At 47.6% G+C, this 9,477-nt stretch carries 8 protein-coding genes; all 8 read left to right on the top strand.

All coding sequences use genetic code 11. The annotated features are described in order from the left end of the window. The first annotated feature begins 311 nt into the window (after positions 1-311). Positions 312-1,652: a tetratricopeptide repeat protein gene (locus K8S15_14585; protein MCD4777262.1), complete on the top strand. Its 1,341-nt coding sequence runs from the start codon at positions 312-314 to the stop codon at positions 1,650-1,652. Between the two features lie 257 nt (positions 1,653-1,909). Next, a complete protein-coding gene (locus K8S15_14580) occupies positions 1,910-3,253 on the top strand; it encodes a tetratricopeptide repeat protein (GenBank protein MCD4777261.1) in 1,344 nt (447 codons plus the stop codon). A 56-nt stretch (positions 3,254-3,309) separates the two neighbouring features. Beyond that, positions 3,310-4,614, top strand: coding sequence for a hypothetical protein (locus K8S15_14575; GenBank protein MCD4777260.1), 1,305 nt, complete (start codon positions 3,310-3,312; stop codon positions 4,612-4,614). Then, positions 4,602-5,510, top strand: coding sequence for a hypothetical protein (locus K8S15_14570; protein MCD4777259.1), 909 nt, complete (start codon positions 4,602-4,604; stop codon positions 5,508-5,510). Before K8S15_14575 ends, K8S15_14570 begins: the two co-directional genes overlap by 13 nt. A gap of 142 nt (positions 5,511-5,652) precedes the next feature. Further along, positions 5,653-6,993: a tetratricopeptide repeat protein gene (locus K8S15_14565; protein MCD4777258.1), complete on the top strand. Its 1,341-nt coding sequence runs from the start codon at positions 5,653-5,655 to the stop codon at positions 6,991-6,993. Between the two features lie 13 nt (positions 6,994-7,006). Next, entirely contained in the window at positions 7,007-7,633 is a 627-nt protein-coding gene (locus K8S15_14560) for a DUF1007 family protein (protein ID MCD4777257.1), read from the top strand. A gap of 13 nt (positions 7,634-7,646) precedes the next feature. Continuing rightward, positions 7,647-8,540 (top strand): hypothetical protein, encoded by an 894-nt coding sequence (locus K8S15_14555; protein ID MCD4777256.1) that lies wholly within the window; start codon positions 7,647-7,649, stop codon positions 8,538-8,540. Between the two features lie 225 nt (positions 8,541-8,765). Further along, positions 8,766-9,477, top strand: a 712-nt coding sequence (locus tag K8S15_14550; GenBank protein ID MCD4777255.1) for a tetratricopeptide repeat protein, incomplete at its 3' end; no start/stop codon positions are given.

Raw genomic sequence — 9,477 nt, 5'->3', positions numbered from 1 at the left:
GATGATCATAATTTACTAATCATGTGGGGGGTCGGCTATATGTTATCAGGTCTTGCATCCGGGCATTATTATCATATTACATATAGAATTCCAACGTAATATGTGTATATGGCTTTTAGCCAGATAATACATTTCTTTATCGAAAAGACATCCTTAAAACTGATGGAAAGATTCAGAAGGCAATTGTCATCCTCAAGGTCACATCCATGAACTTGTATCCGGTGACATCGTACACTTGATTGACACCTGCAGTATGAACGGATATTTTGCTTTTAAGATAACCGTTTTGAAGGGGATTTGGAGTATGCGGCATGACGAATAAGGAAATCGTAGAGCTGGAGAAGGAACTGAAAGGGCTCAGGCTTGAGCCTCCCGGTTCGGAACTTGCGGTTGTGCTGAACAAGCTCGCTTTTGCATGTATGCATTCAGATCCCAGTAAAGCGGAAGCTTACGCTGTGGAAGTACAGAATCTTGCTGAAAATCTGGGGTTCCCTGATGAGCAGGCAAAAAGCTGCGTTACGCTTGGAACAGTTTTTCTTGAGGCCGGTAATTTCCCTGAGGCGATGTCTTATTGCAGGAAATCCATGGAGATATCTGAGGAACTTAATGATAAGAGTGGTATGGCAACCGCTCACGGTACTATTGCCAATGTATACTGGGCCCAGGGTATGATTGATAAGGCTCTTGAGCATATCCATGAATCTCTAAGATTGAAACAGGAATGTGGCGCAGATAAAGATGAGATTGCCTCCTGCTACATAAATATTGGCGCATGCTACAGCACACTGAATCGCATGGATCTTGCTCAGTCATCCTATGAGCTTGCGCAGAAGATCTGCGAGGAGTCGGGTAACCTCAATAAACTGTCATACCTCTACCACAACATCGGTGCTGTCTATGTAAACAAGGAAGAGCAGGGCAAGGCTCGGGAGTACTTCCAGAAAGCGCTTGATATCAGGGTAGACATGGGAGACAAAAAAGGTACCGCAAGCACTCTCTGTAACCTGGGAAGCCTGCATGAAAAACTCGGCGATAAAGAATCGGCTCTGGACTTCTTCATCAGGGGTCTTGAACTGTACGAGGAGATCGGCAACAAAAGGGGAATCGCCAGCACATGCGCCAGTATTGGCGGCATATACACTGTACAGGGACGTTTCTCTGAAGCTGAATCACTTATTAGCAAAGGTCTTTCGATAACAAGGAAACTTTCGATGAAAGACTGGGAAATCCTCTGCCTGGAGAAGATAGTAGATCTTTACGAGGCAAAAGGAGAACTTCGGAAAGCGCTTTCATATGCACTGGAACTGAATACTTGCATTGAAGAACACCTGAACGAAAAGAGCATGGAGAAGATAGCGGGCCTGCAGGTACAGTTCGAGACTGAGAAGAAAGAGAAGGAAGCGGAGATCTACCGTCTGAAAAACGTTGAACTTTCCGCGATGAACGATGAGCTTCGTGATGCTCTAGCTCAAGTGAAGGCACTTCAGGGGATGCTTCCTATCTGCGCTTCGTGCAAGAAAATCAGGGATGATGATGGTTACTGGCAGCAGATCGAGTCCTATATATCCGAACATTCCGATACGAAATTCTCCCACGGACTTTGCCCCGAATGCATGATCAGGCTCTACGGTAAAGACTTTACCCGGGAGTGAAGGCCCAGGGTCAGGTCTTGCATCCGGGCATTATTATCATATTACATATAGAATTCCAACGTAATATGTGTATTGGTTTTAGCCAGGAAAGAATTTCTTTATTGCGGTTTCTGAATTACCCGATGCTTATTTAGGTCTGGTGATATGAGTGTGTATGCCGCGTCGATTCTACGGTTTTAGTTTATTGACACCTGCAACGTGAACGGATATTATGCTTTTGAGGGAGTTGTTTTGAAGAGGTTTTGGGGGTATGGAGTATGCCGAATAAGGAAATTCCGGCGCTGGAGAAGGAACTGGAAGAACTCAGGCTGGATCCTCCCGGTTCAGAACTTGTATCAGTATTGATAAAATTAGCAAGCATTGTTTCTCATTCAGCTCCGCAAAAAGCTGAAACCTATGCACTGGAAGCTCAAAATCTTTCAGAAAAACTGGAATTGCCTGTCGAACAGGCAAGAAGCAATAGAATGCTTGGAATAATCAATCGCGAGGCAGGGAATTTTGCTAAGTCTATGTCGTATTGCCGGAAATCCATGGAAATCTATGAGAAACTCGGAGACAAAGATGGTCTGGCAATCGTTCACAGTACTATAGCTTTAACTTACAGCAACCAGGGTCTGGTTGATAAGACTCTTGAACACTACCATGAATCTCTAAGATTGAAACAGGAATGTGGCGCAAGTGAAGATGAACTTGCACTTTGCTACTTCAACATAGGAGCGTGTTACAGCAGTCTGTTTCGGCTGGAGCAGGCACAATCATTCTATGAAACCGCGCTGAAGATCTGGGAGGAGTCCGGAAACCATAAGCAACTGGCATTCCTTTACAACAACATTGGTAACTTATACGGAAGAAAGAAAGAACTGGACACAGCCCGTAAGTACTTCGAGAAAGCCCTTGATATAAGGAAAGATCTGGGAGACAAGAAAGGTATAGCAAGTACTCTGGGTAATCTGGGAAGTCTGCATGAAGACCTCGGTGATAAGGAATCAGCTTTGGAATCCTTTATCAGGAGTCTAGAACTACATGATGAAATCGGCAATTTAAGGGGAGCTGCCTACACGTGCAGTTGTATCGGCGGGGTCAACATCAAGCTGGGACGTTTCGATGAAGCTGAAAAGTTTATCGTACGGGGCCTTTCAATAACAAGAAAGCTTGATATAAAGGACTGGGAAATTCACTGCCTGGAGAATGCAACGAAGCTGTATGAGGTAAAGGGCGATCTGCTGAAAGCACTTATGTATTCCCGAGAACTGAAAATATGCCTGGAAGATCACATGAACGAGAAAAGCATGGAAAAGATTGCTTTACTGCAGGTACAGTTCGAGACTGAGAAAAAGGAAAAGGAAGCGGAGATCTACCGTCTTAAGAACGTGGAGCTTTCTGACATTAACGATGAGCTTCGTGATGCTCTTGCTCATGTGAAGGCACTTCAGGGGATGCTTCCTATCTGCGCTTCGTGCAAGAAAATCAGGGATGATGATGGTTACTGGCAGCAGATCGAATCCTATATATCCGAACATTCCGATGCGAAATTCTCCCACGGGCTCTGCCCAGAATGCATGATCAGGCTCTACGGTAAAGACTTTACCAGGGAAAACTGAAGGAACGATTACTAATAGCATCGGAATCAGAAAAATTGCCGTTGGAAGGGGATATCATGAAATCAGGCATTCTATATTTGCTTGCTGTTCTGCTCGTGCTGGGAGGTGATAAGGCTTTTGCCAACGGTGGCCCCATTGATGTATCCTGTTCTCTTGGCTCCGGCAACATCTGTCTGCTTCGTGAGGAGGATATTCTGCTTCGGTCGGAGTGCCTAACGATCGTACCGGTGGGCGACTGGGTTGAGGTGCATGCGGTATACATTCTGGAGAATACCGGGCCTGCGAAACTGGTTGAGTACGGATTTCCGCTGGAAGTTTCGGAGAACGAATTCTCTGGATTCTATCATAGTGTGGATAAAGAACCGACCATTCGCATTCTTGACGGGGCGATGCCTCTTTCTGTCGAGGTTCTCACAGTTCCCGGCAGAATAGATGCCGCAGGCATGGACAGCTACATAATTGATGGTTACGTGAAATGGTTTGCCACATCATTATCATTTCAGCAGGGAGAGACAAAGACCGTAAGTGTGCATGCCCGGGTACTGTCAAGTTACGAGGATTTCTCCACGACCAAGGGTTTCCTTCCCTCTTACTCGTCCAGGTACTTCCGTTATTCGCTTGATCCCGCGGGGTACTGGGGTTGTGGAACTGCGGGAGAAATGGAAATGGCTGTTGATTTCTCGTGGGTAACGGAAAATGGCGGTGAAGTAGAGGATCTTATCGGGCCGGGAGAATGGCTGACGGACAATATTTACGGTTTCAATTCCGTGGATTTCATGCTTGATGGTGCAGGCATAATTGAATTCCAGTATTCAGTTGACAGGTGGAAACTGGCGAGGCTGATCGAGGATAATACTCTTCCTTCGTGGCAGTTTGGTGAGATCAGTGTGTCCTCGGAACTGCCTGAACAGGAGGGACACGAATACGATTACAGGAACATGTTCGACGGTGACCCCGCAACAGCCTGGGCGGAGGGCGCCGAGGGTGATGGCACAGGAGAGTGGATAGAAGTGGAGCTTCCCGAAGCATATGGTCTTGGATGCATCGCTGTCGTAAACGGATATCAGAGCAGCAGAGAAGCTTACGAGGCCAACGGAAGGGCAGCTGAAATTCTCTGTACGGTTTACTTCAGCAACGGTTACACTGAAACTTATACCATTGATCTTGAAGACCTGAGCTGGGAAGAGGTAAGCAGCGACCCCTGCCGCGGGTATCAGGAAATATTTGATGCCGGGATGCCGGAGGAGGCGGATAAGTTCAGGCTTGAGATACTGAGCGTTTACCCGGGGAGTATCTACAGTGACATGTGTATAAACGAGTGTATTATCCTTGGAAACCCGGGCGGTGTATGGGCCTGGTAACCGGGTATTTGTTTTTCCTCATCAGCTCATTACCGGTTACAGTTCCTGATGCCACCGATAACTGTGTTCATCTTATGACCGGAGACACCTTATATGCAACATCGTTCTCAGGTGAACGCGCTAACTGGTATTATGCCGTGCCGGTAAGATGGGCATACGACAACATGATTCCGGGGGGAGAGCCCATGGGGCTGGGTGTGGATACTCTTCGGTACCGGTTGTTTCCTTTGTCATCCGGAGTGTCCTATATAAGTTTAATCCCCGGCGAGGAGGCTCTGTTGCCTTCACCGGGGGTTTTCTATCTCACGGCTGATCCACCTTCGGAGCTGCTTGCAGACACTGTAGCTGCAGTAGAACCTCTGCACCTTCAATATCCGGATTGCGTTATTCAGGTTGTCTCAAGGCCTTCGGACGATTACACAGGTTACCTCTTTGAGATGATCAACGCGCCTTTTCTGATGACACCGAGGTTAACCGTCGGTGGAAACCACCAGGCGGATTGCCGGCTGGGGTGCGACTGCGCCGGCCTTGCTGTTTACGGGGCACGCAGGATGGGGCTTGATATTCCCTACGCAGGCCCTTTGGGAATAGTGCGGTACCTTACCTCTGTTGTGCCGGGGGAATTTCTGCCGGATTCCTCTATAGATCCTGTAGTTTACATATCCGGATATGGCGATTCGGTTCCGGTGGGCTCGGGAGGACTTGTACCCGGTGATATCGTTCATTTCGGGACACAGGTATCTGTTTTTCTGGAGGATAAAGGAGTCATCGGTACGCTCGATCCAGAGGACATGCTCATTCAGTCTTGGTTCGACGGCCCGCATGTTTGCGCAATCCGGGATTGCGGATTCTATCATCTCCCTCTGAGGGTTTTCAGGTGGTCTGCATCTGAGTGAGTATTTCAGTACAGCAATGCTGCACGGAAGAAAACCCCCACATTCGGATCGCTGTAAGCTGCCCTGGTTAATTGACACCTGTAACGTGAACGGATATTATGCTTTTGAGATAACGGTTCAAGAGGTTTTGGGGGTACGGGGTATGCCGAATAAGGAAATCATAGCACTGGAGAAGGAACTGGAAAGGATCAGGCTGGAACCTCCGGGTTCAGAACTTGTGGTTGTGCTGAACGAACTTGCTTATGCCGGGACGCATTCGCATTCCCATGAATCGGAAGCGTATGCTCGGGAAGCAAATGATCTTGCTGAAAAGCTGGGATTGCCTGTCGAGCAGGCAAAAAGCTGCAGAACGCTTGGAATGATTAATCTGGACGTGGGGAACTTTACTGAGGCGATGTCGCTTTGCAGGAAGTCAATGGAAATCTATGAAAAGCTCGGGGATAAGGAAGGTTTGGCATCCGTTCACAGTACTATGGCCACAATTTACAAGTATCAGGGCATGATTGACAAGGCTCTTGAGCACCACTACGAGTGTCTGAGGCGGAAACAGGAATATGGCGCAAGTGAAGACGAACTTGCCACTTGTTACTTAAATTTAGGCGCATCCTACGGCAGCCTGAATCGCTTTGAGCAGGCCCAGTCATTCTATGAATATGCTCGTTCGATATGGGAGAAGTCCGGTAACCGTGAAGGACTGGCATTCCTCTACAATAACCTTGGTAGTTTATACGGAAGAAAGGAAGAGCTGGACAAGGCTCAAGAATACTTCCAGAAGACCCTTGATCTCTGGGAAGATATAGGAGACAAAAGTGGTATTGCAACCGCTCTGTGTAATCTGGGAAGACTTTCTGAACTACTCGGTGATAACGAATCGGCTCTGGACTTCTTCATCAGGAGCCTTGAACTGGATGAGGAGATCGGTAACAGAAGAGAAATCGCATACACATGCGGTTGCATCGGCGGGATATACACCGAACTGGGACGTCTTGATGAAGCAGAGAAACTTATCACCAGAGGCCTTTCGATAACAAGGAAACTTTCGATGAAGGACATTGAGATCCTCTGCCTGGAGAAGATAACAGATCTGTACAAGGCAAAGGGGGATCTGCAGAAAGCGCTTTCATATTCCCGGGAACTGAAAACATGCCTTGAAGAGCACCTGAACGAGAAGAGCATGGAGAAGGTAGCCGGGCTGCAGGTGCAGTTCGAGACCGAGAAGAAGGAGAAGGAAGCGGAGATCTACCGTCTTAAGAACATGGAGCTTTCTGACATTAACGATGAGCTTCGAGAAGCACTTGCTCATGTGAAGACACTTCAGGGAATGCTACCCATCTGCGCTTCGTGCAAGAAAGTCAGGGATGATGACGGTTACTGGCAGCAGATCGAGTCCTATATCTCCGAACACTCCGACGCTAAATTCTCCCATGGCCTATGTCCCGAGTGTATGATCAGGCTTTACGGCAAAGACTTCACGCTGGAGTAGAAGGAGCAAACCTGTGTTGCGAAAATGGTTGTATGTCGTTTGTCTTTTAAGCGCGTTCGTTACCGCTTACGCTCACCCTCATATGTTCATCGATACGATGCTTGAGGTACGTCTTTCCGGAGATCGTCTGGATGGTCTGGAGATAACCTGGTTTTTTGACCCGATGTTCACAGCATCTATTGTGAATGATTGGGATGTGGACGGTAATGGCAGTTTCAGCCCGTCTGAGGTTGAGCTGGTTTATGAGAACGCCTTTTCGAATCTTGCTGATTTTGATTACTTCACGTTCGTCAGCACAGGTAATACAACACTGTCCCCTTCCAATGTGGAGGAATTTACCGTATTCATGGATGGTCAGACACTGGTTTACCGATTTTATACACCCTTCGATATTACTGTACGAGATGGCACCTTCTCGGTTGCTATCTATGACCACACCTATTACTGCGATATCCTTTACTGTACAGATTCTCCGATTACGCTTGTTGGTCCCGGCAGCGGGAATGCTTCGTTTCAGATAGTGGAAAACGATAATATCGAGATACTGTACGGCGGTTCCATATCGGTATCAAGGGATGGCAAGACCTACACAGGTACTGCCTACCCCCAGCAGGTCGTGGTTACCATAGAGGGTAATTGAGTTCATGAGGTTAATGGCTGGCGTTATTATCTTTTGTCTTTTGCTGCTTGTTCCTTCACAGGGGCTGGCTCAGGGGAATCCGTTCATTTCGGGAACTTCAAACAACAGTCAGCAGAACCAGGTTACTCAGTCATCGGGGTTGTACTCTTCCAGAATTATCGGGCCTCTGCTTCGGCAGAGTGTTGCTTTTCAGCGGACGCTTCAGCGTTCGATCTCACAAACCATGCAGAATGTTAAGGACAAAGGAAATTTAGGAAGCCTTTTTATTCTACTGGGGGTATCCTTTCTGTTCGGGTTCCTTCATGTCATAGGCCCGGGGCATCGTAAGATGCTTGTAATCGGTTATTTCATGGGCGAGAAAGCTAAACCTATGATGGGTATAATGGCCGGGTTTCTTCTGGCATTGGTGCATGCGGGTAGCGCTATTGTTCTGGTGGGCGGGTTCTACTGGTTCGCCTCCCGATCTCTGCTTGTATCGGTTAATCAGGCGGAGCTTTTTCTCTTTCCCATTACCTATGGCATTGTCTTACTCCTGGGTGCCTGGATGCTGTACCACGGAGTGCGAGGTTACAGGCGGCATGAGCAGAGCCGCGCTGACTCAAAGAGTATAGGGGGGCTTATACTGTCCGGTCTCGTCCCCTGTCCCGGAGCATCCGCGATAATGATCTTTGCCGTTACTTCCGATGCAACGCTTCTTGGTATTCTTGCTGTTCTGGCCATGTCTCTCGGGATGGGGCTGTTTCTGTCCGGACTGGGGTTGGCGAGTATCTTCTTCCGGCGCGGAATATCACGCTTCTTCGAAAATCAGGAACGTGAGCGGGTTCTGGATCTTGTGCTTCATATGGTTGGCGGCGTTCTTATGGTATGTTTTGGTGTTTTCCTGCTGGCTGGATGTCTTCTGGGCTGAAGCAGTTAACGAATTAATTCTACATCAATCCTCACCGATCAAGGGATTAGCGATAATTTCACCATTTGGGAAACTGACAGTGAGATATCGACATCACTATCAGAGTCGAATCTTAGAAGGAGCGAGCTTCTCTCATCTTGCTTCAGAATGCAGTTTCATAATTGACAACAGCAGCATGAACGGATATCATTTTCTTACGACACTCTTTTCGTAAGGGGTTTAATCTTGAGCCGCAGAATGTCGAATAAACAAGTTTCGGTGTTGGAGAAAGAACTTGAACAGCTCAGGCTGGAACCCCCCGGTTCTGAACTTGCAACAGTGTTGAACAAGCTTGCTTATGCATGTCTGCATTTAGATCCCCATAAAGCGGAAGCCTACGCTATGGAAGTACTGGATCTTGCTGAAAAACAGGGGTTTCTTCTAGAGCAAGCTAAGAGCTGCAATACCCTTGGAACAATCAATCAGGAGGCGGGGAACTTCGCTGAAGCGATGTCGTATTGCCGGAAATCCATGGAGATATCCGAGGAAATCGAGGATAAGAGTGGTATGGCATCCGTTCACGGTACTATGGCTTCCATTTTCAGATCTCAGGGGTTGATTGACAGGGCTCTTGAGCATTTCCACGAATCTCTAAGAGGGAAACAGAATTGCGGCGCAAGTGAAGACGAGCTTGCCATTTGTTATTTGAATATAGGCACGATCTACAGCAGTCTGTTTCAGCTTGATCTGGCGCTGTCATCTTACGAATTCGCGCAGAAGATCTGGGAAGAATCCGGAGACCGTATGAAACTGGCATACACCTATAACAACATCGGTTCTATCTACGGAAAAAAGGAAGAACTTGACAAAGCCCGGGAGTACTTCCAGAAAGCTCTTGATATCAGGGAAGACCTTGGAGATGTAAAAGGTACCGCAAGCACTCTGGGTAATCTGGGAA

Source organism: Candidatus Aegiribacteria sp. (assembly GCA_021108005.1).
Taxonomy (GTDB): domain Bacteria; phylum Fermentibacterota; class Fermentibacteria; order Fermentibacterales; family JCC-6; genus Aegiribacteria.
This window is presented reverse-complemented; position numbering and strand designations above follow the sequence as displayed.

Bases quoted from the DNA above. Each gene is read 5' to 3' on its own strand.
- K8S15_14555 (MCD4777256.1), top strand. From the start codon at position 7,647: ATGGCTGGCGTTATTATCTTTTGTCTTTTGCTGCTTGTTCCTTCACAG.
- K8S15_14565 (MCD4777258.1), top strand. From the start codon at position 5,653: ATGCCGAATAAGGAAATCATAGCACTGGAGAAGGAACTGGAAAGGATC.
- K8S15_14585 (MCD4777262.1), top strand. From the start codon at position 312: ATGACGAATAAGGAAATCGTAGAGCTGGAGAAGGAACTGAAAGGGCTC.
- K8S15_14575 (MCD4777260.1), top strand. From the start codon at position 3,310: ATGAAATCAGGCATTCTATATTTGCTTGCTGTTCTGCTCGTGCTGGGA.
- K8S15_14570 (MCD4777259.1), top strand. From the start codon at position 4,602: ATGGGCCTGGTAACCGGGTATTTGTTTTTCCTCATCAGCTCATTACCG.
- K8S15_14580 (MCD4777261.1), top strand. From the start codon at position 1,910: ATGCCGAATAAGGAAATTCCGGCGCTGGAGAAGGAACTGGAAGAACTC.